This is a genomic window from Arthrobacter sp. Soil_C_60, assembly GCF_057656375.1.
Window position 1 is genome coordinate 106346 of the sequence record NZ_JBDGKM010000012.1, and the last position, 23252, is coordinate 129597.

A 23252-nucleotide genomic window follows, 5' to 3' on the forward strand; every position below is an offset into this window, starting at 1 on the left:
GCAGGAGCAAGGCAGGTCAGCGGCTGTGGGCGTCTTCCGGGCCTTCCACCGGGACTTCTTCCGAGACGGCGCCGGCGACCCGCAGATCCCAGGCCTCGCGCACGGCCGGGTCGGTCGGCTTGGTCGCCAGGGATACCACTATGTAGGCGAACAACGAGGCGATCAGGCCATAGTAGATCGGCTCGTTGGCGTAGATGCCGTCGTACTGGTTTTCCGCGTTGACCTCGAGGATGATCATGGTGGTCAGGGTGACCACGCTGCCGGCGGCCATGGACGCCGCGGCGCCGAGACCGGTTCCGCGCTTCCACACCAGACCGCCGAGGATGGCAATGAGCAATCCGCCGACCAGGATGTCATAGGCGATGGTCAGCGCGGCGACCACATCCTGCACCAGGATGGCCAGCACGATCGCCAGGACGCCGAGACCGAGGACGTACCAGCGGCTGCCCTGCACATCGTGCTCCGGGTTTTCGCCGTGCTCGTGGTGGGCCGGCTTGCCGAACCAGGAGCGGACAAAGGGCACCACATCGGCCTTGGCCACGGTGGCGGCGGCAATCAGCGTGCCGGAGGCGGTGGACATCATTGCGGCCACGGCGGCGGCGAGCACAATGCCGCCGATGCCGATGGGCAGCAGGTTCATTGCGACGTCAGCATAGACGTCGTCCTGGTTCTCCAGACCCGGAATGACGACGGCGGCCGCCATGCCGATCAGGGCGCCGGCGGCACCGTAGAAGATGCAGTAAATGCCGGCGGTCGCGCCGCCCCAGCGGGCAACCCCCGGAGTCCGCGCGGTGAAAACGCGCTGCCAGATATCCTGCCCGATCAGCAGGCCCAGGGTGTAGACCACGAAGTAAGTGATGATGGTCTGCGCGCCGATGCCGCCGATGTCGAAGAAGGACGCGTCAACGCGCTCGCGGATCCCGCCCAGTCCGCCGGCGGCGTTCCAGGTGAACGGCAGCATGAGCAGGAAGACACCGATGGTCTTGATGACGAACTGCGCCATGTCCGCCAGCGTGATGGACCACATGCCGCCGACGGTGGAGTAGATGAGCACAATGGCGCCGCCCACGGTGATGGCCAGCCAGCGTTCCCAGCCGAAGAGCACCACCAGGATGGTCGCGTAGGCGCCAGTCGACGTGGCGCACAGCATCAGGGTGTACGCCAGCATGACGATGCCGGAGACCTTGGTGGCGCTGACGCCGTACCGCAGCGTCAGCATCTGGGCCACCGTGTAGATTTTCAGTTTCTGCAAGGTCGGCGCGAACAGCAGGCTCAGCAGCAGCACGCCGGTGCCGATGGCCACAACCAGCCACATGCCGGAAAGCCCGAACGTGTAGCCGAGACCCACGCCGCCGACGGTGGAGGCACCGCCGAGAACGACGGCGGCCATGGTGCCTGTGTAGAGCAGCCCGCCGAGTCGGCGGCCGGCCACGAGATAATCGCTATTGTTCTTGGTGCGGGACTTGCCCCACCAGCCGAAAAGCAGCATTGCGGCCAAGTAGGCGACCACAATAATGACGTTGATGAATTGTCCATCCATGGGAAGAAGCTCCTGGAAGCAGGAAATGAAGAAATTGCCTGTTAGGCAACAAGTGTTGAGTGTTAGGCTAATTGTGATGTGCCCGACACGTCAAGATATTTCGAAGATCCGGGGGAGTAGCCCTCTCCGGCCGCGAGAAAGAGTTGCTCAGTGAAAGCACTGCCTGTTGAGCCCAGCAATGCCCCGGTGGCGATCGGATCCCGGATCCGGGCGGCGCGGCAGGAACAGCGCATGACCATAGAGCAGGTCGCGGACTCCACCGGTTTGACCAAGGGCTTCCTGAGCCGGGTCGAGCGGGACCTCACCTCGCCGTCGGTAGCTTCGCTGGTGACGCTTTGCCAGGTGCTGGGCATTTCCATCGGCGACTTGTTCCTGATGCCGGAAACGCATTTGTCCCGGGCGGGGGAGGGTCCGCGGATCAGCCTCGGCGGCCAAGGCATCAGGGAAGAGCTGCTGACCGCGCGGCATGAGCGGCGCCTCCAGATCATCCGGGCGGTCATTGAGCCCCGCGGGCGGGGCGAATCCGAGCTGTACTCCGTGGACTGTGAAGTGGACGTCCTGCATGTCATCGCCGGACAGATCACGCTGATCTTCACGTCCGAACGCTACGAACTCAATGCGGGCGACACCATCTCCTTCTCCGGTCGCGAGCCGCATAGCTGGATCAACGAGACGGACGAGCAAGCCATCGTTACCTGGACTTTGGTCCCGGCTGCCGCGCGGTAATTCTGCCGGCCGAAGGCCTGCGGCTACTCCTGCTGCAGGTCGATGACCACCTTCACGTCATCGTCGCGTTGTTCGAAGGCCTGGGCGAAGTCTTCGAGCCGGGTCCGGCGGGTGATCAGGCGTCCGAGCCAGGCCTGGTCCGCCTGTGCCAGCGCTTCTGCGGCCTGGAGATAGTGGCGGCGGTTGGCGTTGACCGTGCCGAACACGACGTCGTTCTCCAGCACCGCGGTGCGGTTGAGCTGGCCCAGGTCGACCGGTGTCCGTCGTCCGGTTCCGGACACGCCGGTGAGGCAGGTGATGGCGTTGTTTGCGCTGCAGCTGATGGTGTCGAGCACCACGGAGGGAACCCCGGTGCATTCGAGAAGCACATCAGCTTCCACGCCGGAATCGGGGAGCGGGTCCGTGTGGAACACTGCGCCGAGTTCCTTCACCAGGCCCGGCTTGGGCCCTTCGTTGACCAGATCGTAGACGTGGACTTCCAGCCCGCGCTGCACTCCCAGTAGCGCGGCCAGAAGGCCCACGGGTCCCGCGCCGGTTACCGCGACGACCTTGGGGTCGAAATAGGCGCGTGCGCCAATGCGTTCGATCTGCTCCCAAGCCTTCGCCACAATGGTGGTGGGTTCCAGCAGCACGCCGACTTCGGTCAAGGAGGCGTCGAGCTTCACCATCGCGTCCGGCTCGGCCCGCCATTGCTGCCGAGCAAACCCGTCCAATGACTTAATGCCGTGCTCGGTGTATTGCCCGTTCAGGCACATGTCCCACTCGCCGGCAGCACAGGCGCCGCAAGCTTCCGGATCGGGGCGCCTGACGATGCCGACCACGAGATCGCCGGGCGCCAGGCCGGACCCCGGCGGCGCCTCGCGGACCCGGCCCAGATTCTCGTGCCCCAGAACCAGGTGCTCCCGGCCTTCCGGCGCCGAACCGTATTCGGCGGCGATGATCTCCCGGTCCGTGCCGCAGAGGCCGACGGACAGCGCATCGACAAGGACCGCGCCCTCGCCGGGGTGCGGTTCCGTCACGTCCCGCAGTGCGAGGGAATCTTTGACGCCGGGTGTAACGGTCAGTGCCTGCAATGCTGCCTCCTGAGCCGGTGCTGCAACTTCAGCTTCCTGTCAGGCTATACATGCCCCTTTCCTGTTGGCCAGAGGACCGTCGGCCTTGACTGAGACGCTGACCACAATTAGCCTATTTCAAAACACTTGATGCTTATTGGGCAACTTTTTCTCAGGAGAGACCACATGGAAGAACTCCGCGTCGAGGCCAACGGCAAGCTCGGCCCCATCGATTCATCACGGATTCCGCGCTTTGCCGGCGCTGCCACCTACGCCCGCCTCCCCCGTCTGGACCAGGTGGCCCACGCCGATGTCGCCGTCGTCGGTGTTCCCTTTGATTCCGGGGTTTCCTACCGCCCGGGGGCGCGCTTCGGCGCCAACCACGTCCGTGAAGCCTCGCGGCTGCTGCGGCCGTACAACCCGGCCTGGGACGTGAGTCCGTTCGAAAGCCTGCAGGCCGCCGACGCCGGGGATATGGCGGTCAACCCGTTCAACATCAACGAGGCGATCGAGACCATCCAGCAGAACGCGCTGGATCTGACCGAAAACGGCACCAAGCTCATCACCCTCGGCGGGGACCACACCATCGCCCTGCCACTGCTGCGCGCCGCCGCCGAGCGTGCCGGCCAGCCGGTGGCCATGCTCCACTTCGACGCACACCTGGACACCTGGGACACCTACTTCGGCGCCGAGTACACGCACGGTACCCCGTTCCGCCGCGCGGTGGAGGAGGGCATCCTGGACACCGAGGCCATCTCGCACGTGGGCACCCGCGGCCCGCTCTACGGCAAGAAGGACCTGGACGATGACCACCGTTTCGGCTTCGGCATCGTGACCAGTTCCGACGTCTACTACCAGGGCGTGAGCGAAGTGGTGGCCAAGCTGCGCGACAGGATCGGCGACCGCCCGCTCTACATTTCGGTCGATATCGACGTGCTGGATCCGGCGCACGCGCCCGGCACCGGAACGCCCGAGGCCGGCGGCATGACCAGCCGCGAACTGCTGGAGATCATCCGCGGCTTCCGCGGCATGAACCTCATCGGCGCCGACGTGGTGGAAGTGTCGCCGGCGTACGACCATGCGGAAATCACCGGCGTGGCCGCCAGCCATGTGGCCTACGATCTGTTGACGCTGATGGCAGCGAACGCCGCGGACAGCCAGAACAACGACGGCGGCACTTCCGTTGGGCGCGGTGCTTCCGTTGACCGCGGGGGAGCGGACCGGCGCGGGGCCCAGGCACAGGGCGAGACGCCGCCGCATGGGGATCCGCTGGCAGCCAACGCGCTGCGCGGCGGGGACGGCGCCTGATCATGACGGCACCCAGCACCGGCGGGACCAGCACCGGTGGAACAATCGTCGCGGCACGCAACGGCGGGGACCTCGTCGTCGAAACCCTGAGCGCCCTGGGTGCAACCACCGTGTTCGGCATTCCGGGCCAGCACGCGCTCGGGCTCTTCGATGCCTTGAGCCGGTCCAACCTGCACTTTGTTTCTTCCCGGGTGGAGAACAACTCGGCCTTCGCCGCGGACGGCTTTTCCCGCGCCACCGGCGACGTCGGCGTGCTCTTCCTCTCCACCGGACCGGGTGCGCTGACCTCGCTGGCCGGGCTGCAGGAAGCCTACGCCACCGGCGTGCCGATGGTGGTGGTAGCCAGCCAGATTCCGCTCGAAGGGCTCGGCGCCAGGCGCAAGGGCATGCTGCACCAGCTCGATGACCAGAAGGCCTCCGCCGCCAACGTCACCAAGAGCCAGCGGCTGATCCAGCACGCCTCCGGCATTCCGTCCGCCATCCAGGACGCCTGGACCGAGGCCATCTCCTCGCCGCAGGGCCCGGTCTGGGTGGAAGTGCCGCAGAATGTCCTGCTGGATCCGATCATGGTCCCGCCGGTCGAAGACGCGCTCGCCGAAGCGTTCGACAATCCGCCGCGGACCGAGCTGGTAAAGGAAGCGGTGAAGTGGCTCGCTTCTGCCGAACGCCCCGCCATCATCGCCGGCGGCGGGGTGCGCCGGGGCAGGGCCGAGCCGTGGCTGCGCTCCATCGCGGAAAAGCTGCGCGCTCCCGTGGTCTGTTCGCCGGGCGGCAACGGCGCGTTCCCCTGGCGGCATGAATTGTCGCTGCAGTCCTGGGTGGAGGACCGCTACGTCACCGATGTCCTGGAAGACGCCGACGTGTTGGTGGTGGTCGGGTCCTCGCTGGGCGAGGTGACCAGCAACTACTTCACCTTTGAACCGCGCGGCAGGATCATCCAGATCGATGCCGAACCCCGGGTACTCGAATCCAACCGGCCGGCTTTGGGGATCCGGGCCGATGCGGGCCAAGCCCTGCAGGCGCTGGATGAAGCGCTGGTCGCCTCGGCCGCTACGCAGCCAGAACCCTCGTTCTCGCCGGACTGGCACGGCAAGTCCCCGGAACAGCTGGTGAAGGAAACCCTGGCCAATGTGCAGGCCCGCCTTGATGCCCAGGACCTGGCCAAGGAGCGGCAGTTCATGGCCGACATCCGCGAGGCGGTTCCGGATGACATGCAGACCTTCTGGGACATGACAATTTCCGCGTACTGGGCATGGAGCTGCTGGGATTCGCGCGAGGGCCAGTTCCACTCCGCGCAGGGCGCGGGCGGCTTGGGCTTCGGCTTCCCGGGAGCCATCGGCGGCTCGGTCGGGCTGGCCAGCAAGGGACTGCCGGCGCGCGTGCTGGCCGTTTCGGGCGACGGTTCCGCGATGTACTCCATCAGCGAACTGGCCACCGCCAAGCAGCACAATCTCCCGGTCACCTGGCTGATTGTCGACGACGGCGGCTACGGCATCCTCCGCGAATACATGGAGGACGCCTTCGGGCAGGCTACCGCCACCGAGCTCGCTCGGCCGGACTTCGTGAAGCTGGCCGAAGCCTTCGGGGTTCCGGCCCGCCGGGTGGAGCCTGGGAACGTCCGCCAGGCCCTCGAGGAGAGCTTCGCGGCGGACGGTCCCAACGTCGTCGTTGTTGAGACGCTGCTCAAGATGTTCGCCCCGACGCACCTGGCAACCTGAGGGAGGCCGGATAGAACTCCCCATCGAGGACTTCCGTCGGTTCCGTTAGACTCGCCGAAGGGAGCGGTGGTCAATGCTGCTTCCGCATCACCCGCACCTAGCTCAGGGGAATCCTTGTCTAACCAGTCTCCCGAAAATCCGTCGAACCAGCCGCAGGAAGGCGCAAACCAGCCGGCCTCGAACTACCCGTCGAACCAGCCGTACGGCCAGGCGCCGCAGCAGAATTCACCGTATGGCCAGTACCCGGACCAGGGCGGCTACGGCTACCAGGCGCCGGTGCAGGAGAAGAAGGGCCTGGCGATTACGGCGCTGGTGCTGGGCATCGTGGCCCTTGTGCTTGGCGTGATCCCCGGTATCGGCTTCCTCAGCTTCATTCTTGGCCCGCTGGCGATCATTTTCGGCATCATCGCGCTGATCAAGAAGCAGAAGAAGGGAATGTCCATCACCGGCATTGTCCTGGGTGCGCTCGGCGTGATCGCAGCCATCGTCATCACCGCGATTATCGCCACAATTTTTGGCAATGCGGTGGGCGAGCACACCGTGCAGTACAAGGTGACCTCGGAAGGACCTGCAGCCGTGGTGTACTTCGACGGTGCCCAGCCGGTGGAGGAGCAAATCGACGGGGACTGGGAGGAAGAGATTTCCTACAACGGTCTCCCGATTGGCGCTGTCAGCGTCACATCCGACGGCGGCACCGTGACCTGCGAAATCATCATGGACGGCCAGAGCGTTGCCACGAACTCCGGCAGCGGCCAGGTTGAGTGCACCTCGGGTGACGGGGCCGCCCAGTAGCGTCAGCACCACCAGAACGAGCAGCCCTTCCCGCGCGGGAAGGGCTGCTTTTTTCGAGCGGGGGCCGGGTCGAGGGCCCCGGGCAACCGGCTGAGGCGCGGCACTCTTATCCGGCCGGCAGCGGCTCGCCGGGATGATCCTGTGCCCAGAGGCTGCTCATTTCCTCGATGGCCTGCTGCATGATGTGCAGCATGGCCGCATGTGCCTCATCCGGCCTGCGGCGCTGGATCGCGCTGGCGACGTCTGCATGCAGTTGCAGGGCCTCGTCGCTGGGATGGTGCGGCATGAGCCCGTACTGGGTGCGGCCGGAGAGTACTTCAGCGACCAATGAGTCGAGCTTGGCGAACATCTCGTTGCCCGAACTCTGCAGCACCAGCCGGTGGAACTCGATGTCCAGGGCCAGGAACTCTTCGGAGTCGCCGGCCTGACCCGCGGCCCACATTTTGGCGGCCAGACCCACCAGGTCCGAGGCGCCCGACAATGGAGCGCGTTGCGCGGCGAGCAGCGCGGCCTGGGGTTCGACGGCGCTGCGTAATTCGGTGAGCGAGCGCAACTGCTTCAGCCGTCCATTGGTGGCCAGGCGCCAGCGGATGACCAGCGGGTCGTAGAGGTTCCAGGCCGTGGCGGGCTGGATGGTCACGCCCACCCGGCGGCGCGATTCGACCAGGCCCATGGAACCAAGGATGCTCAGTGCCTCCCGGATCACCGACCGGGATACGTGGTAGCGCTCTTCCAGCGCGTCGCTGCGCAGGACCTCGCCCGGATGCAGGCTTCCCCCACAGATTGCCATACCGAGCTGTTCGAGCACCCGCCCCTGCAGGCCGGGCGCACCCGCTGCTGGCGATGACGCTGGCGACGCGGCCGGCGTCGAGCCCGCGCCCGGCCCTGCCGACGCGTCAGCCATCGCTGTGCGCTCGCTCATTGTGCCGCCTGCCTTTCGCCACTCATCTTTTAATTCAACCACGCCTCTTGAATAAATATGATCTAAGTCACTATTGTTCAAGTAATCGGCAGATGTAAAGAGGCATCTGCTGCGGGTCCGTCACAGTCGATCAGGGCCCCATCAAGAACGGAGTCAGCGTGAAACGACAGAATGTAATGCGCGCTACGGCGGTGGCAGCCCTGCTCTCCCTCGGGCTCACAGCTTGCGGCAGCGGCGGCGGGGGCAGTGAAGAAGCCTCCAGTACCCTGCGGGTGACCTTGGCCAACCACGTGTGGACAGACATCATCAAGGAAGCAATTCCGGAATTCGAAGCGGAGACCGGCCTCGACGTCGAGCTCACCCAGCTGGGCGAAGACCAGCTGTCCGACCAGTACAACGTGAAGCTCAACGCCGGTACGGACGAGATCGACGTGATGATGTACCGGCCGCTGCAGGAGGGCAAGCTCTTCGCGCAGAACGGCTACCTGGCCGATCTCACCGAGCGGGTCGAGGGCAACGCGGAATGGGACTGGTCGGACTTCCAGTCCGGTCCGGTCGAGGCCACCACCTTCGAGGACAAGGTGGTGGGCGTGCCTCTGATCACTGAGCGCGAGGTGCTCTACTACCGCAAGGACCTGCTGGAAAAGGCCGGCCTTGAGGTGCCCAAGACCCTCGAAGAGCTGGAAGCCGCAGCCAAGCAGATCAAGGAAGAGAACCCGGACACGGCGGGCTTCGTTGCGCGCACCGGCCGTTCGGCCGCGGTCACGCAGTTCTCCTCGTACCTGTATTCCTTCGGCGGGGACTTCATTGACGATTCCGGCAAGTCGGCGATCGGCACTCCCGAGGCCAAGGAGGCCTACGACTATTACGGCCGGATGATCCGCGAGTACGGGCCGGAGAACGTCAGCACGGACATGAGCTGGCCCGAGGCCATGGCCATCTTCACCCAGGGTGGGGCCGCGTTCTACACCGAGGCGGACAGCCTCTACAAGAACGCCACCGATCCCGCTGACTCCAAGGTGGCGGAGACGGTCGGCTTCGCACCGATGCCCGAGGGCCCGGCAGGATCCAAACCGTACAACGTTCCCTCCTGGGGCCTGGCGATCAACGAGGCCTCGGCCAACCAGGACAACGCCTGGAAGTTCATTGAGTGGGCCACCAGCAAGGAAAAGACGCTCGAGGTCCAGAAGGCCGGCGTGCCCGGACCGCGCTCGTCCGTCTGGGAAGACCCGGAAGGCATCTCCACCTACCCGAAGGACCTCGCGGAGGCCATTGCGGTCAGCGCCGAGAACGGGGTTGGCTATGACCGCCCGCTGGTGGTCTCGGTAGCCGAGGCCCGCGAAATCGTCGGCGATCCCATCGTTGCCGCCATCACCGGCGAGGATGCGGCTAAGGCCGCGGAAACCGCCAACACATCGTTCGAGGCCTTCCTCGAAGACGAAAAGTAGCCGAACCAAAGGCTGACGGAGAACGACGGCGGCAACGCACCGCCGTCGTTCTCCCACCACTCCAACCCAGGGTGAGAGATGACTGCACTATCCACTGACACCACGCAGCGCGGGCCCGCCGCCAAGGGGCCGAAAAAGACCGGCTGGCAGGCCTACTCGGACTGGGCCAACGACCACCGCAAATGGCTATTCGCCGCCCCGGCGATGGTCTTCGTGGGCATCCTGATTGTCTTCCCGCTGGCCTGGACCCTCTACCTGAGCCTGACGGATGCCTCCGGCTCCGTCCGTGCCGAATCCGACTTCATCGGGCTCGAGAACTACGCGGAAGTCCTGACCGATACGCAGCGGTTCTGGCCCGCCGTCGGACGCACCTTCTACTTCACCATCGGGGCGCTGGCCATCCAGATGGTGCTGGGCATGTGCATCGCGCTGCTGCTCTGGCGGCCGTTCAAGGGCGAAAGGTTTGTCCGCGTGGTGATCCTGCTGCCGCTGGTGGCAACCCCCGTGGCAGTGGGCATGATGTGGCGGCTGATCCTGGACCCGAACATCGGGTTCGCCAACCAGCTGCTGGGATTCTTCGGCCTGCCCGGCCAGCCCTGGCTCTCCAGCCCGGAGACGGCACTGACCACGCTGCTCTTTGTGGACGTGTGGCAGTGGACGCCGATGGTGGTGCTGATCCTGCTGGCCGGGCTGACGTCCCTGTCCGATGAACCGGACGAGGCCGCACGGATCGACGGCGCCACCGCCTGGCAGCGCTTCTGGTATGTGACGCTGCCGTTGATGATGCCCACGGTGATCGTGGCCGTGCTGCTGCGCGGGATCGACGCGCTGAAGACCTTCGACATCCTCTACGCCACTAAGGGCAAGGGCGGCGGTTCCTTCAACGAAGTGGAAACGCTGAACATCTACGCCTACGGCCTCAGCTTCGACTACATGGATTACGGTGTGGCCTCGGCCGTGCTGATCCTGTTCTTCATGATCATCGTGGCCTGCATGTGGTTCGTGACCTTCCGCCGGAAGGGGAACAAGTAATGAACGCCCTGACAGATACCCAGCGCAATGCCACCACGGCAGCCGATGGTTCCGGCAACGGAACCGGCGCCGCGAAGCCAGCCGCCCGCCGTCGTAAGCCCATCCGTACCCGCGCCTACAAGTGGTTCCGGGTGGTGGCGCTGGTGGCGATTGTGCTGACTTTCCTGGCGCCGCTGGTGTGGATGCTGCTGGCCTCGCTGAAGACCAATGTGGACATCTACGACGCGTCCAAGGCGGTCATCTTCAGCCCCACGTGGGAAAACTACGACAACGTCCTGGGCCGGAACAACTACTTCACCTTCATCTTCAACAGCTTCTGGGTGGCCTTCGTGTCCACCGCGCTGTCCCTGATCATCGGGATTCCGGCAGCCTACTCGATGAGCCGCTTCGCGATGCGCCGGTCCGCGCTGGTGGTGCTGATGGCGCGCATCATCCCGGGTGTCTCGCTGCTGGTGCCCTGGTACTACGTGTTCTCGAACCTGCGGATGGTCGGCGGGTACGAGGTGCTGATCCTCTCGCACATGTTCGTGGCCCTGCCGCTGATCGTTTACATCATGATGAGCTACTTCGACTCGATGCCGCTGGAACTGGAGGAGGCGGCGCAGGTGGACGGGCTGACGCCGATCGGCGCGTTCACCCGGATCACGCTGCCGCTGTCCGTGGCGGGCATTGCCACCGCCGGCATCCTGTCCTTCATCTTTTCGTGGAACAACTTCATGTTCGCCTTGGTGCTGTCCGGGGCCAACACCAAGACACTGCCCGTGGCCATCTTCAACTTCGTTTCCTACGCCTCCATCGACTGGGGTGGCTTGATGGCCGCGGCCACGGTGGTGACGATTCCGATCATGATCATCGCCCTGTTCACGCAGAAGTACATTGTCTCCGGCCTGACCGCCGGCGCCACCAAGGGATAGGCAAGGGGATGAGAGCGCGGCCGATGCGCATCGTCAAGGTCGAGACTTTCCTGGTGCCGCCGCGATGGCTCTTTGTCCGGATCGAGACGGACACCGGCATTGTGGGCTGGGGCGAGGCCACCTGCGAGGGCCACTCGGAGACCGTGCGGACCGCCGTCGCGCAGTTCGCGGAGGTGCTGCTGCAGTCGGATCCGCTGCGGATCGAAGACCACTGGCAGGTGATGACCAAGGCCGGTTTCTACCGTGGCGGCCCCATCCTGGCCAGTGCTGTCTCCGGGATCGACCAGGCGCTGTGGGACATTGCCGGCAAGCACTTCGACGTGCCGGTGCACCAGCTGCTGGGCGGCCACGTGCGGGACCGTATCCGCGTCTACGGTTGGGTGGGCGGCGATGACCCCAACGAGGTCAAGGACCACATCCTCGAGCAGCTCGACGCCGGACTGACTGCGGTCAAAATGAACGCCTCGGGCAAAATGGGCAGGCTGGGCACCGTGGCGGAGATCGACGGCGTGGTCGCGCGCGTGGCGGCGGCCCGGGAAGTCTTGGGGGAGCACCGGGACGTGGCGGTGGATTTCCACGGCCGCTTCACCCTGGCCAACACCCGCCGGGTGGCGCCGCTGCTGGAACCGCTGCGCCCGTTCTTCCTGGAAGAACCCGTGGTGCCGGAAAACTCTCATCTGATCGGCGAGCTGGCCCGCTCCACCTCCATCCCGGTCTCCACGGGGGAGCGGCTGTACTCCCGGCAGGAATTCCTGCCCGTGCTGCAGGCGGGCATCGCCGTCGCCCAGCCGGACCTCAGCCACGCCGGCGGCATTTCCGAAGTCCGCCGAATTGCCTCCTTGGCCGAGGTCTTCGATGTCCAGCTTGCCCCGCACTGCCCGCTCGGCCCGCTGGCGCTGGCCGCCTGCCTGCAGGTCGGTTTCGCCACGCCCAATTTCCTGATCCAGGAGCAGAGCATCGGCATCCACTACAACCAGGGCGCCGAGGTGCTGGACTACGTGCTGGACAAGTCGCCGCTGAAGTTCGTGGACGGGCATATTGAACGGCTGACCGGACCCGGCCTGGGTATCGAGATCGACGAAAATGCGGTGCGGGTGGCGGACAAGCTGGAGCACCAGTGGCGCTCGCCGCTGTGGCGCCACGCCGACGGCTCCCACGCGGAATGGTGATGATGATGCAACCGACCCCTCTGAAACCTGACGACCTGGTCGCCGGACTGCTCGACGCACGGCTGCTGGCCGTCATCCGCGGGAACGACGCCGATGCCTCCATTGCCGCGGCCCTCGCCTTGGTGGAGGAGGGCGTCAAATACCTGGAAATCGCGATCACCACCCCGGATGCCCAGCGGGTGATCGAGACCGTTTGCGAGCACGCCGGTCCGGATGCCGTCATTGGTGCCGGAACGGTCCTGACTGTTGACGACGTTGCGGCGGTCCTGGGCGCCGGGGCGCAGTTCATCCTGACCCCGTCGCTGGCCCCGTCCGTCACTGAAGCGGCCGAACGCGGCGTCCCAGTCATCGCCGGTGCCTTCACCCCGAGCGAGTGCTACCGCGGCATGGAACTCGGCGCTTCCGCCATCAAGCTCTTCCCTGCCTCGGCCGGCGGCCCGGAGTACCTCAAGGCGGTGCGCGACCCGTTCCCGGACATCCCGTTCATCGCCATCGGCGGCGTGGGACAAGCGGAAGCCGTGGAGTACTGGCGGCGGGGTGCACTTGCCGTCGGCGTCGGCGGCCCGCTGGTCGGCGATGCCGCGTCCGGCGGAGACCTGACGGAACTGCGCAGCCGGGCACGCGCCTACCTGCAGCTGGCCGCGGACTCCCGGGGCTGACGGTGGAGCCTGTCGACGTTCTGACTTTCGGCGAGTCCATGGGCTCCTTCCGCCATGCCGGCCTGTTGCGGATGGGCGGCAGCGCACAGCTGTGCCTGGCCGGTGCGGAATCCAATGTGGCCATCGGCTTGTCCCGTCTGGGACACACCACACGCTGGGTCGGGCGCTTGGGGCAGGACGAGATCGGTGCCTTCGCACTCCGGCAGCTGCGCGCCGAAGGCGTGCTGACGGATGCGGTCAGCCATGACGAGCACCGGCCCACGGGACTGATGCTGCTCGAGCAGCGGACGGCGGAGCTGGCCCGCGTGCAGTACTACCGGGCGGGCTCTGCCGGTTCCGCGTTGACCATCGACCTAATCCGTCCCGCCGTGGCAGCCGGCACCCGGATCCTCCACCTGACCGGGATCACACCTGCGCTGTCCGTCTCCGCCGCCGAGGCGGTGCTGTGGGCCGTCAAGGCTGCGCGGGATACCGGCAGCCTGGTCTCCTTCGATGTCAACTTCCGCGCCAAACTCTGGACGGCGGAGCAGGCGGCCGAAACGCTGCCCGCCATCGCTGCGTGCGCCGACGTCGTTATTGCCTCCGAGGACGAACTGGCGCTCGCGGTCCCCGAAGCTCACGACGGCGAGGCCGCCGCTGCCGCCGCGTTGGCTGCCGCGGGCGTGGATCAGGTCATCATCAAACGCGGGGCGGACGGCGCCACGGGCTGGATCGATGGGCAACCGCATCACGTGGCGGCCCACCAAGTCGTCGTACGGGACACTGTCGGAGCCGGGGATGCCTTCACCGCCGGCTACCTGTCGGGCCTGTTGGACGGGCTCGATGTGCAGGCGCGGCTGGAACGCGGAGCGATTCTGGGCGCGTTCGCCGTCGGCTATCCGGGGGACTGGGAGGCGCTGCCCACGCGTGCGGAACTGCGGCTGTGGGAACAGCAGGCCGGGACGACGGTGCGGTAGACGGCTGCCGGCCTACAGAGGTGGCAGAAGCGGGTGGTCTGTAGGAGCGCCGCGTCTAGCCCAGGAAACCGACGAGCCGTTCTTCCAGGCTGCCCAGGTCGCTGGACTTCTTGAACTCGCACTCCCACACGGTCAGCACGTCCCAGCCTGCCGCGGACAGTTCCTGACGCTGCGCCGCGTCCCGGGCCGCGGTCCGGGACCGCTTGGCCTGCCAGAACTCCGTATTGGACTTGGGCTCATGCTGGCCTACCTTGCAGTTGTGCGCATGCCAGAAGCAGCCATTGACGAAAATGACCTTGCGGCGGCCCGAAAAGACCAGGTCCGGCCGCCCGGGAAGCTTGGCCCCAGCGGCGGAGCCGTGCAGCCGGTACCGATAACCCCTGGCATGCAGCAACCGGCGGACAATGAGTTCCGGTTTGGTGTTCTTGCCGCGGATCCTGGACATGTTGGCGCTGCGCTGCTCGGGGGTGAGCGAATCGGCCATGCACCCATTTTAAGCTGCGGGACAATGGCGGCCCAATGGAGTCCACAAACCCCTATGCAGATAGTTATTGAGCGATAGAATCGAAGCACTGTCGCCGGCACCCGCGGTCTTCGGCGAGATCCGACGGAAGAAGGAACACTATGGCCCACTCCAGTCCCACAAATCCCGACGCCGTGCGCTCGCTGCTTGAGGACTTCTCCCTGGAGATGACGGGCAAGGATGTGCCGGCGCTGGAAGAGGCTGCCGCTTTCATCCCGCCGGGCACCCGGATCTCGGTGACCTTCCTGGGCAACGAGGACCTGCCGATGCGGGTCGCTGCGGCGGCCGCCGTCAAGCGGCTGGGCTTCGTCCCGGTTCCCCACATCTCTGCGCGCAGGCTTGCCTCGCAGGCGGAGCTGGAAGGGTTCCTCGAGGAGCTGGCGACGGAGGCGGCCCCCGAGGACGTGTTTGTGGTGGGCGGTGACCCCGCCCAGCCCGAAGGACCCTATGAGGACTCCCTCGCCCTCATCCGGACCGGGCTGCTGGGCCAGTACGGTTTCAAGCACGTGAGCATCAGCGGCTACCCGGAAGGGCATCCCGACATCAGCGACGAGGTGCTGTGGCAGGCACTCGCGGACAAGTATGCGGCGCTGCAGGAACTGGGTCTGGATTGCTCGATCATCACGCAGTTCGGGTTCGACGCCGACCCGGTTTTCGCCTGGCTGTCGGAACTTCGAAGGCGCGGTGTGCAGGCCCCGGTGGAGATCGGCGTGCCCGGACCTGCCGGCGTCAAGCGGCTGCTCAACTATGCGCGCCGTTTCGGAGTCGCTTCCTCCGCGGGGATCGTGCACAAGTACGGATTCTCGCTGACAAACCTGCTCGGCACGGCGGGCCCGGACAAGATCATTAAGGAATTCGCGCAGCGTCACAACGAGGCCGAGCACGGCCGGATCCTGCTGCACTTCTACACCTTCGGGGGGCTGAAGACTACGGCGGAGTGGGTCCGCGAGTTCCGCGCCGGCGGATGAACGCGCCGAGGGATGAACGCAACGGGTTGGCGGGCACCTGGCCCGCCACCCGTCGTCGTACTTCGGAGTATGAACCGGCGGAGCCAGGATGACGTTCCAGGCCCCGCCGGTTCCGGTTAGCTCTTCTGCCCGGAGCGCCAGCCGCCTTGGTAGTCCTTCCGGACCGTCTCGGAGTATGGCACCGGGCTGACCACGGCGCGCACCTCGAGCTGCTGGTGCGGCTCCACCGTGGTCTTGCGGGTGCCGCCGTCCGGCTCGCCCCAGATGACCTTCAGTTCCGTTCCCTCCGGCACGGACGGATCCACGGTGGCCAGCGAGAGCGCACGCCGCTCGTTGGCGCTGTAGCCGGTGAACATGGACAGGCCCACGTTGGTGCCGTCCGCATCGACCACGGCGTCGTAGTTCGAGGAGCCGTAGTTAGCCAGCGGCAGGTCGAAGTACTTGTACGGCGTGCCCTCCGTATCGAACAAGGACGCGAAGATCTTCGCCATGTCCTCCGGGTTCCACGCCAGCGTGACCTTCTTGCGCTGGGTGGCCGGATCGATCTTCTCCAGCGACTCGCGGCCGATGAAGTCATGGTCGAACTTCACGAACGAGCCGTAACCCAGCTCCCACGGCGTCAGGTAATAGTCCTCGATCTTGTCCGCAACGAAGCTGCCGGCCACCGCGTTGGTCGCCTCGTAGCTGTCCGCGCTGAGCCATTCACGGTAGGGCCGCATTTCTTCGCCGGTGTAGATCGCCGGCAGCGGGGACGGGATCCAGCCCGACTCCAGCGTGTTGGACGGGTAGGCGCGCGAGCCGACGGCCAGCATGCCGAACTCCTGGCCGATCTGCAGGATCGTGTCGCGGGCCTTGTCATAGGTCTCGTACGGCCCCCACAGCTCCAGTCCGGGCGCACCGGCCATCCCGTGGCGAAGGGTGCGGACCTGCGCGCCGGCCACGTTCATGTGGTCCATGTTGAAGAACTTCAGCTGCTCCACCGGGCCGCCGTTGACCTTCTCGATGATCTGCCAGGCGTTGGGCCCCTGGATCTGGAAGCGCCAGTACTTGCGCTTGACCGGCTGGCCCATCGGGCGCGACGGCGAGCGGCGGTCGACGACGATCTCGGCCTCGTAGCCGCCGGTCTCGCCATGGTAGAGCAGCCAGTTGGCCGCCGGGGCACGGCCCACGTAGATGTACTCGTCCTCGGCCTCGTGGAAGAGGATGCCATCGCCGATCACGTGCCCGGCCGGCGTCGTCGGTACATACTGCTTGGCCTTGTTGACCGGGAAGTTGGCCACGCTGTTAATGGCCGTGTCGGAAATCAGCTTCAGCGCGTCCGGACCCTTGATGAACAGATTGTCCATATGGTGGGACTGATCATAGAGCACCGCCGTCTCGCGCCAGGCCCGCTGCTCGCTGCGCCAGTTGGTGAATTCCGGGGCGACCACTGGGTAGATGTAGGCGCCGAGCTGGGAATTGCGCAGCAGTTCAACGGTGTTGCCGGAGGCGTCCAGGACTTCCTGCAGATTCTTCGCATTCATCGTTGCTGTTCCTCTCCTCGATCAGTTCTTGACGTAGCCGTTCGGGTTCAGGACGTACTTGGTGGCGGCGCCGGCGTCGAATTCGGCGTAGCCCTTGGGTGCGTCTTCGAGCGGGATGGCCTTGGCATTGACGGCCTTGGCGATCTGGACCTTGTCGTGCAGGATCGCCATCATCAGCTGGCGGTTGTATTTCATGACCGGGCACTGGCCGGTGGTGAAGGACAGCGATTTGGCCCAGCCGGTGCCGAGGCTGATGGAGAGCGAGCCGTGCTGCGCGGCTTCATCCGCCGCCCCGGGATCGCCGGTGACGTAGAGTCCGGGGATGCCCAGCGCGCCGCCGGCGGCGGTGATGTCCATCAGCGAGTTCAGCACGGTGGCCGGCGCCTCGTGCGAGGCGTCCTTGCCGTGGCCGCGGGCTTCGAAGCCCACGGCGTCGATGCCGCAGTCCACTTCGGGCACACCGAGGAGCTGCTCGATCTGGTCCTTCGGGTCGCCCTGGGACACGTCCACGGTTTCGCAGCCGAAGCTGCGTGCCTGCGCGAGGCGCTGCTCGTTGAGGTCGCCCACGATTACGACGGCGGCGCCGAGTAGTTGTGCGCCGGCTGCGGCAGCGAGGCCGACCGGGCCGGCACCGGCCACGTACACGGTGGAGCCGACTTCGACGCCGGCGGTGACGGCGCCGTGGAAGCCGGTGGGCAGGATGTCGGAGAGCATGGTCAGGTCCATGATTTTCTCCAGGGCCTGGTCGCGGTCCGGGAACTTCAGCAGGTTCCAGTCCGCGTAGGGCACCATGACGTATTCGGCCTGGCCGCCGACCCAGCCGCCCATGTCCACGTAGCCGTAGGCGCTGCCGGGGCGGTCGGGGTTTACGTTGAGGCAGATGCCGGTTTTGCGTTCCTTGCAGTTGCGGCAGCGGCCGCAGGAAATGTTGAACGGGACCGAGACGATGTCGCCGGTCTTGATGAATTCGACGTCGGGTCCGCATTCGATGACTTCGCCGGTGATTTCGTGTCCGAGTACCAGGTCGGTCGGGGCGGTGGTGCGGCCGCGGACCATGTGCTGGTCCGAGCCGCAGATGTTGGTGGTGACTGTTCGCAGAATGACGCCGTGGGGGACCTTGCGGCCGATGTTGGCCGGGTTGATCCCCGGGGCGTCCTTAAGATCGAAGGTGGGGTAGTCGGTGTCGATGACCTCGACTTTCCCTGGTCCTTTATAGGCAACGGCTCTGTTTCCTGACACGGGGCATGACTCCTTATTCTGGACCGCACGGTGATAGTCATCACGCTAGCGGACTTCACTCACTATGGCTATAGGTACTTCGGACGTAGTCGTCAGAGTGCTCCGGCGCCTGCTTCCGCGACGGTCTGATCCTGCTCACCGCTGCCGCCGCTGACGCCAATCGCGCCGACTACCTGGCCGTCTCGGCTGAGCGGCACGCCGCCAGCGAAAATCATGATCCGGCCGTTGTTGCTGGCATGGATGCCGTAGAACTGGTTGCCCGGCTGCGAGTTGTCGCCCAGGTCCTTGGTCTGGATGTCGAAGGCGCGGGAGGTGAAGGCCTTGTTGATGGAGATGTCGATGCTGCCCAGCCAGGCGCCGTCCATCCGCACGTGGGAGATGAGGTTGCCACCGGCGTCGACCACGGCGATGTTCATCGGCTGGCCAATTTCTTCTGCGCGGGCTTCGGCGGCCGCGATGATGCTCCGGGCATCTGCAAGGGTAAGGGTGTTCATTCTTGTCTCCTAGCGCTGGTTCCGCCGGCATGGCACGGCTCGACTCGGCACCGGCGCGGCTCTGCGCCAGTGTATGGATGCGGCGGGTACGCCCCACGCTAGTCCTCTTGCCCAGTGGTGACTAGGGACAAAAAACGGGGCCGCGCGGCTCATGCCGCACAGCCCCGTTCGGGTCTGGCCGTAAATCCGCCGAGGCGGATGGTGGGGCTAGAGGTATTTGGCCGGGTCTACTTCCTCGCCGTTGACGACGACCTCGAAGTGCAGGTGGCAGCCGGTGGAATTGCCGGTGGTGCCCAGATCGGCGATCGAATCGCCGCTCGAGACCTTCTGGCCCTGGCTGACGCCGATGCTCTGCAGGTGGTTGTAAGTGGTCTTCATGCCATCGCCGTGCTCAATGACGATGCGGTTGCCGTAGCCCACGGCGCTGGAGGAAGCTTCGACGACCTTGCCGGCTCCGGCAGCCTTGACGTCGGTACCGCAGGCGAGGGCGTAATCGGAGCCGTTATGGAACTCGCCGGCTGCCCCTGTGACAGGGTTGATCCGGTAGCCGAAGCCCGAGGACTGATTCAGGTCGGCTACGGGGGAAGCCAGACCGCTGGCGGCGGTCTCCTTGGGAGCAGGCTTGGACTCCTTTTTCGGCTCGGCCTTCGGCTTGTCCTTGGCATCATCGGCCTTCTCGACGGAGGCGGCCTTAACCTCGGTCTTCGGCTCAGCCTTCTGCTCTGGAGCGGCCTTGCTGGTCACTTCGATCCGCTCGAACTTCATCTCGCTGTCCTGTGCTGCAGTCACCGGGGCCGAAGACGTGCTGGCGGCGCTGACGGTGCTCAGGTCTTCGTGACCGGAGACCGCCTGGGCAGTGGGAACAGCGGCCAAGGCAATGATGCCGGTGGCAGCCAAGGCCAAGCCGGCCTTCTGGGAGGTGCTGGAAAAGCGGCGCTTCGAGGCGCGGCGACGGCCTTCGCCGTCTTGGTTCCGCACGGCGGTCAGCAGGGAAGTATCTTCGGCGCGACGGCGGCCGCGCACAGGCTTATTGGTCTGCAAAGGGGAAGTCCTCTCATATGCGCCTGCGAAGTTAGCTGTCGGATTCGAGAGAGAGTTCACTCGGTTCGGTCAGCGGCAAACAATGTGCCTTCGATGTTGCTGACAGAACTTCACCCCAAGGCGCCCCCAAGCGCCGTGTGTGGTTCCTCCGCCCCTGTCTGGGAAGAATTGAATTGACTGATCCGCTGACAGGGCTAGGCGTACGGATCAGGCTCTTACCATTGGTTGCGTAAGAATGCCTTTAAAAAGTATCGTGTCGGCGTGTCTTGTTACAAATCCGTTATGTGTGTTTGTAGACACACGAAGCTCCGGTGGTGTAAAAGATGGGTCGATTGCACGGCGTCCAGCACGAGCAGCGCTGAAGCTTCAGCCGGGTTGAAGGTGTTGTTCCTCCTGTTACGGCCGTGGTGTCTAGCCGGGCGCGTGGCGTCGCTGCACTGTCTTGCGGACGCACGTTGCCGCTCGCTGGAAGGAGCGCTCCGTGAATTAGGCAGCCTGGTGCTGCTTGGCCCAGGCGTTATAGCCGCCCGCAACATCGGCGACATCGGTATAGCCGAGCGCCTTCAGTGCGCTCGCGGCAACGCTGGAGCGCCAGCCGCTGGCGCAGTGCACCACGATGCGCTTGTCTGCCGGCAGCTCGTCGTAGCGTAGCGGCAGTTCGGCCAGCGGAATGTGCTGGGTTCCGGCAATGGCGCCGTCCTCCCGCTCCCCGGCATTGCGGACATCGAGCACCACCGTTTCCGGGTCGGCCAGGGCGCTGTCCAGTGCATCCGCCTGGACCCGGTCCGTGCTGCCTGCCAGCTGAGGCTGCGCCGCGAGCAGGTCGGGAAGATTCGGGATGAAACCGACCACTCTGTCGCAACCAATTCGGGCAAGACCTAGTTGGACTTCGGTTTCCTTGCCCGGCTCGGCCACAATGACGATCACGTCGCGGTGATCGAAGAACATGCCCGCCGTTTCCTCAAAGCGCCCGTCAATGCCCACGTTGATGGAGCCAGCCAGATGGCCTGCGGCGAACAGTTTCGGCGGCCGCGCATCAAGAATCCGTGCCCCTGAAGATAATGCCCGTTCCAACGCATCCTTCGGGAGTGCCGCGGGATGCAGTCTGCTTGCCATCACCGGATGCCTGCTGCGGTTCAGTCTGGCATCGGTGGCAAAGTATGTCGGAGCGGACGGTTGGCCGCTGGTGATCAGGTCCACGAACTCGTCCTCGCTCATCGGCTGGACGGAAGGGTTCGCGGCCTGCTGCTGCCCGATCGTCGATTCGCGCTCGGCCGAGAGGTTCTTCCCGCATGCGCTTCCTGCGGTGTGCGCGGGAAGCAGTCGCACGCTGCCATCAAGCTTCATCAGGTCATTGTGCACCGAGTGATAGAGCGCGCGGGCCAATTCCACGGGATCAGCGCCGACGGATGCGGCAAGGTCAGGCCGGCCCACATCGCCGATGAAGAGGGTGTCTCCGGTCAGGGCCGCATGCGGCGTTTCATCCGTTGCGCGCTCGCGGACCAGCACAGTGATGGACTCCCAGGTGTGGCCGGGGGTCTCGTGGATCTCCAGTTCGACCTCACCCAGCGAAATCTTTTCCCCATGGTGCAGTTTGCGGAAGTCGTAGGCGGCTTCCGCCCGGGCTCCGAGCCCGATCCACGCTCCGGTGGCGGCGGCCAGTTCGAGGTGTCCGGCCACAAAATCGGCATGGAAGTGGGTGTCGATCACACCCACGATGGTGAGGTTGTTTCGGGAGGCGTCGTCCAGGTACTGGTCGATGTCCCGCTGCGGGTCCACGACAACGGCACTTCCGGTGGTCTCGTCCCCGATCAAATAGGAACTCAGCGATAGTGAACTGAGGTGGTATTGCTTCAGGATCACCGGTCCTCCTGGCGGGAGAAGGCCCTTGCCGGGGGTCTTGTCGGATGATGGTCATCCCAGTGTGGCACCGTTTCTGTGCGCGCAACAGGAATAGCGTCCCTCCGGCAGGAATAATCCGGCAGCGCTCTCAGTTGTGAAGATAGATGCAATCGCATGAACAAAGAGACATGAAGGAGAAACCGGTGTCAGAGCGAAAAATCGTGGTGTTGTCCGCAGGGCTGGGCGTACCGTCTTCCAGCCGGCTGCTGGCGGATCAGCTGGCAAAATCCACCGTTGACCGGTTCCGGCAAGAGGGTGCCGATACCTCGGTGAAGACCTTCGAGTTGCGTGAGTACGCCGTGGATATCGCCAACAACATGGTGGCAGGCTATGCCGCGCCCAGACTCCAGGAGCTGATCGATGCGGTCACCGCGGCGGATGCGCTGATCGCTGTCACACCGGTCTTCAGCGCCTCCTATAGCGGCCTCTTCAAGTCCTTCTTCGATGTGATTGACAATGATGCACTGGCCGGAAAGCCGGTACTCGTTGGCGCGACCGGCGGCACCGCGCGCCATTCGCTCGCCCTCGACTATGCCATCCGTCCGCTCTTCAGCTACCTGCGCGCCCGCACGACGCAGACCGTGGTGTTCGCTGCACCCGAAGACTGGGGTGGTGCGGACGAGGCTGGCGGCGGCATTGTGCGCCGGGCAGGCCGTGCAGCAGCGGAACTGGTTGCACTGGTCCAGGATGTACCTGCCGAGGAGCAAGGCCGCGGCGGCATCGAGTCAATGAGCTTTGAAGAAATCCTCGCCAACGTCGGCCGCTGACCTCGGCTAGCCGATATAGGCCGTCGATGTGCGGCACGTTGACGACGGCGGCAGGTTGCCCGGGCGAATCACGCCTGGGCGCCCTGTCTGTCAGTAGCGCTCCGGCTGGTCACCTAGATTGAAGTGGCGGCCGCTGAGCTGCACTGGCTTGAGGTCAATGTAGAAATCCTTGAGCGTGGGAATCCAGGACTTGAGCCCGAGCTTTTCGGCAGCCTCGATTTCATCCCCGGACTGCAATACCCGTGCTGTTCCTTTGATCACGACGCTCCATGCCTCATCGCTGGTGATTCCATCCGTTTCGAATACGACGTTCTTGTTGATCGTGACTTCAGCCAGCTTGGTGCCTGGTGCGCTGCGCATCAGCAGCTTGCCGTCGTGGGCGAGGTAGTTGATGGGGAAGATATCCGTCTCCCCGGCAGCGGTCAGGACAATGCGGCCGTGTTGGGTCTTTTCCAGCAGTTTCCAAGATTGCTCGTCGGTGAGTTCTAGGACCGGTTCATCGTGTTGGAACATCATGCATCCATTCTTCTACGCTGCGTCCGCAATCACTGTCCCCAAG

Annotated in this window: 22 protein-coding genes and 1 riboswitch; of the genes, 12 read left to right on the forward strand and 10 right to left on the reverse strand. The window is 65.1% G+C overall.

Annotated elements, in window-relative coordinates:
- Positions 1-16: 16 nt before the first annotated feature.
- Positions 17-1540: a sodium:solute symporter family protein gene (locus tag AC3A4M_RS19850; protein ID WP_498737965.1), complete on the reverse strand. Its 1524-nt coding sequence runs from the start codon at positions 1538-1540 to the stop codon at positions 17-19.
- 150 nt (positions 1541-1690) lie between these two features.
- Here AC3A4M_RS19850 and AC3A4M_RS19855 point away from each other — a divergent pair, with 150 nt between their 5' ends.
- A complete protein-coding gene (locus AC3A4M_RS19855; RefSeq protein WP_498730821.1) occupies positions 1691-2266 on the forward strand; it encodes a helix-turn-helix domain-containing protein in 576 nt (191 codons plus the stop codon).
- Between the two features lie 23 nt (positions 2267-2289).
- Here the strand turns inward: AC3A4M_RS19855 and AC3A4M_RS19860 are convergent, their stop codons facing one another.
- Positions 2290-3339 carry a glucose 1-dehydrogenase gene (locus AC3A4M_RS19860; protein WP_498737966.1) on the reverse strand — a complete coding sequence of 350 codons (1050 nt, stop codon included), beginning with the start codon at positions 3337-3339 and terminating at the stop codon, positions 2290-2292.
- Positions 3340-3504: 165 nt separating this feature from the next.
- Here AC3A4M_RS19860 and speB point away from each other — a divergent pair, with 165 nt between their 5' ends.
- The 3 genes from speB (at position 3505) to AC3A4M_RS19875 (ending at position 7136) form a co-directional block, all read left to right on the forward strand.
- Positions 3505-4626, forward strand: a complete 1122-nt coding sequence (gene speB / locus AC3A4M_RS19865; protein WP_498737967.1) for an agmatinase — start codon at positions 3505-3507, stop codon at positions 4624-4626.
- 2 nt (positions 4627-4628) lie between these two features.
- Positions 4629-6344: a thiamine pyrophosphate-binding protein gene (locus AC3A4M_RS19870; protein ID WP_498737968.1), complete on the forward strand. Its 1716-nt coding sequence runs from the start codon at positions 4629-4631 to the stop codon at positions 6342-6344.
- Positions 6345-6458: 114 nt separating this feature from the next.
- Complete coding sequence (locus AC3A4M_RS19875) at positions 6459-7136, forward strand: hypothetical protein (RefSeq protein WP_498737970.1); 678 nt, start codon at positions 6459-6461, stop codon at positions 7134-7136.
- Between the two features lie 106 nt (positions 7137-7242).
- On the opposite strand, the gene AC3A4M_RS19880 is transcribed toward AC3A4M_RS19875, so the two are convergent.
- Positions 7243-8058: a FadR/GntR family transcriptional regulator gene (locus AC3A4M_RS19880; RefSeq protein ID WP_498737971.1), complete on the reverse strand. Its 816-nt coding sequence runs from the start codon at positions 8056-8058 to the stop codon at positions 7243-7245.
- A 158-nt stretch (positions 8059-8216) separates the two neighbouring features.
- On the opposite strand from AC3A4M_RS19880, the gene AC3A4M_RS19885 reads away from it, so the two are divergent.
- The 6 genes from AC3A4M_RS19885 (at position 8217) to AC3A4M_RS19910 (ending at position 14236) form a co-directional block, all read left to right on the forward strand.
- Positions 8217-9506: an ABC transporter substrate-binding protein gene (locus tag AC3A4M_RS19885; protein ID WP_498737973.1), complete on the forward strand. Its 1290-nt coding sequence runs from the start codon at positions 8217-8219 to the stop codon at positions 9504-9506.
- Between the two features lie 78 nt (positions 9507-9584).
- A complete protein-coding gene (locus AC3A4M_RS19890; RefSeq protein WP_498737975.1) occupies positions 9585-10538 on the forward strand; it encodes a carbohydrate ABC transporter permease in 954 nt (317 codons plus the stop codon).
- A complete protein-coding gene (locus tag AC3A4M_RS19895; RefSeq protein ID WP_498637464.1) occupies positions 10538-11452 on the forward strand; it encodes a carbohydrate ABC transporter permease in 915 nt (304 codons plus the stop codon). Before AC3A4M_RS19890 ends, AC3A4M_RS19895 begins: the two co-directional genes overlap by 1 nt.
- A 23-nt stretch (positions 11453-11475) precedes the next feature.
- Entirely contained in the window at positions 11476-12621 is a 1146-nt protein-coding gene (gene dgoD / locus AC3A4M_RS19900; protein ID WP_498738016.1) for a galactonate dehydratase, read from the forward strand.
- 5 nt (positions 12622-12626) lie between these two features.
- Complete coding sequence (locus AC3A4M_RS19905; RefSeq protein WP_498737977.1) at positions 12627-13280, forward strand: bifunctional 4-hydroxy-2-oxoglutarate aldolase/2-dehydro-3-deoxy-phosphogluconate aldolase; 654 nt, start codon at positions 12627-12629, stop codon at positions 13278-13280.
- A 2-nt stretch (positions 13281-13282) separates the two neighbouring features.
- Entirely contained in the window at positions 13283-14236 is a 954-nt protein-coding gene (locus AC3A4M_RS19910) for a sugar kinase (RefSeq protein WP_498737979.1), read from the forward strand.
- Positions 14237-14291: 55 nt separating this feature from the next.
- On the opposite strand, the gene AC3A4M_RS19915 is transcribed toward AC3A4M_RS19910, so the two are convergent.
- Complete coding sequence (locus tag AC3A4M_RS19915; protein WP_498737981.1) at positions 14292-14720, reverse strand: very short patch repair endonuclease; 429 nt, start codon at positions 14718-14720, stop codon at positions 14292-14294.
- A gap of 140 nt (positions 14721-14860) precedes the next feature.
- Here AC3A4M_RS19915 and AC3A4M_RS19920 point away from each other — a divergent pair, with 140 nt between their 5' ends.
- Positions 14861-15727, forward strand: coding sequence for a methylenetetrahydrofolate reductase (locus AC3A4M_RS19920; RefSeq protein ID WP_498737982.1), 867 nt, complete (start codon positions 14861-14863; stop codon positions 15725-15727).
- Positions 15728-15843: 116 nt separating this feature from the next.
- Here the strand turns inward: AC3A4M_RS19920 and ligM are convergent, their stop codons facing one another.
- The 5 genes from ligM to AC3A4M_RS19945 all read right to left on the reverse strand — a co-directional run bounded on the left by ligM (position 15844) and on the right by AC3A4M_RS19945 (position 21887).
- Positions 15844-17250, reverse strand: a complete 1407-nt coding sequence (gene ligM, locus AC3A4M_RS19925; RefSeq protein ID WP_498737983.1) for a vanillate/3-O-methylgallate O-demethylase — start codon at positions 17248-17250, stop codon at positions 15844-15846.
- Between the two features lie 21 nt (positions 17251-17271).
- On the reverse strand, positions 17272-18489 hold the full coding sequence (gene fdhA / locus AC3A4M_RS19930) for a formaldehyde dehydrogenase, glutathione-independent (protein WP_498737985.1): 1218 nt from the start codon (positions 18487-18489) through the stop codon (positions 17272-17274).
- A 92-nt stretch (positions 18490-18581) separates the two neighbouring features.
- On the reverse strand, positions 18582-18983 hold the full coding sequence (locus tag AC3A4M_RS19935; protein ID WP_498730797.1) for a GlcG/HbpS family heme-binding protein: 402 nt from the start codon (positions 18981-18983) through the stop codon (positions 18582-18584).
- Positions 18984-19190: 207 nt separating this feature from the next.
- Positions 19191-20024, reverse strand: a complete 834-nt coding sequence (locus AC3A4M_RS19940) for a peptidoglycan DD-metalloendopeptidase family protein (protein ID WP_498737987.1) — start codon at positions 20022-20024, stop codon at positions 19191-19193.
- A gap of 5 nt (positions 20025-20029) precedes the next feature.
- Positions 20030-20202: riboswitch (cyclic di-AMP (ydaO/yuaA leader) on the reverse strand.
- Positions 20203-20510: 308 nt separating this feature from the next.
- Positions 20511-21887 (reverse strand): MBL fold metallo-hydrolase, encoded by a 1377-nt coding sequence (locus AC3A4M_RS19945; RefSeq protein ID WP_498737988.1) that lies wholly within the window; start codon positions 21885-21887, stop codon positions 20511-20513.
- Between the two features lie 182 nt (positions 21888-22069).
- On the opposite strand from AC3A4M_RS19945, the gene AC3A4M_RS19950 reads away from it, so the two are divergent.
- A complete protein-coding gene (locus AC3A4M_RS19950) occupies positions 22070-22693 on the forward strand; it encodes an FMN reductase (RefSeq protein WP_498737989.1) in 624 nt (207 codons plus the stop codon).
- A 90-nt stretch (positions 22694-22783) separates the two neighbouring features.
- On the opposite strand, the gene AC3A4M_RS19955 is transcribed toward AC3A4M_RS19950, so the two are convergent.
- A complete protein-coding gene (locus tag AC3A4M_RS19955; protein ID WP_498737991.1) occupies positions 22784-23209 on the reverse strand; it encodes a pyridoxamine 5'-phosphate oxidase family protein in 426 nt (141 codons plus the stop codon).
- Positions 23210-23252 lie beyond the last annotated feature (43 nt).

Excerpts from the sequence above, each read along its gene's own strand:
- AC3A4M_RS19850 (WP_498737965.1), bottom strand. The coding sequence starts at position 1,540 with ATGGATGGACAATTCATCAACGTCATTATTGTGGTCGCCTACTTGGCC.
- AC3A4M_RS19890 (WP_498737975.1), top strand. The coding sequence starts at position 9,585 with ATGACTGCACTATCCACTGACACCACGCAGCGCGGGCCCGCCGCCAAG.
- AC3A4M_RS19905 (WP_498737977.1), top strand. The coding sequence starts at position 12,627 with ATGCAACCGACCCCTCTGAAACCTGACGACCTGGTCGCCGGACTGCTC.
- AC3A4M_RS19895 (WP_498637464.1), top strand. The coding sequence starts at position 10,538 with ATGAACGCCCTGACAGATACCCAGCGCAATGCCACCACGGCAGCCGAT.
- AC3A4M_RS19920 (WP_498737982.1), top strand. The coding sequence starts at position 14,861 with ATGGCCCACTCCAGTCCCACAAATCCCGACGCCGTGCGCTCGCTGCTT.
- dgoD (WP_498738016.1), top strand. The coding sequence starts at position 11,476 with ATGCGCATCGTCAAGGTCGAGACTTTCCTGGTGCCGCCGCGATGGCTC.
- AC3A4M_RS19880 (WP_498737971.1), bottom strand. The coding sequence starts at position 8,058 with ATGAGCGAGCGCACAGCGATGGCTGACGCGTCGGCAGGGCCGGGCGCG.
- AC3A4M_RS19935 (WP_498730797.1), bottom strand. The coding sequence starts at position 18,983 with ATGAACACCCTTACCCTTGCAGATGCCCGGAGCATCATCGCGGCCGCC.
- speB (WP_498737967.1), top strand. The coding sequence starts at position 3,505 with ATGGAAGAACTCCGCGTCGAGGCCAACGGCAAGCTCGGCCCCATCGAT.
- AC3A4M_RS19955 (WP_498737991.1), bottom strand. The coding sequence starts at position 23,209 with ATGATGTTCCAACACGATGAACCGGTCCTAGAACTCACCGACGAGCAA.
- ligM (WP_498737983.1), bottom strand. The coding sequence starts at position 17,250 with ATGAATGCGAAGAATCTGCAGGAAGTCCTGGACGCCTCCGGCAACACC.
- AC3A4M_RS19870 (WP_498737968.1), top strand. The coding sequence starts at position 4,629 with ATGACGGCACCCAGCACCGGCGGGACCAGCACCGGTGGAACAATCGTC.
- AC3A4M_RS19915 (WP_498737981.1), bottom strand. The coding sequence starts at position 14,720 with ATGGCCGATTCGCTCACCCCCGAGCAGCGCAGCGCCAACATGTCCAGG.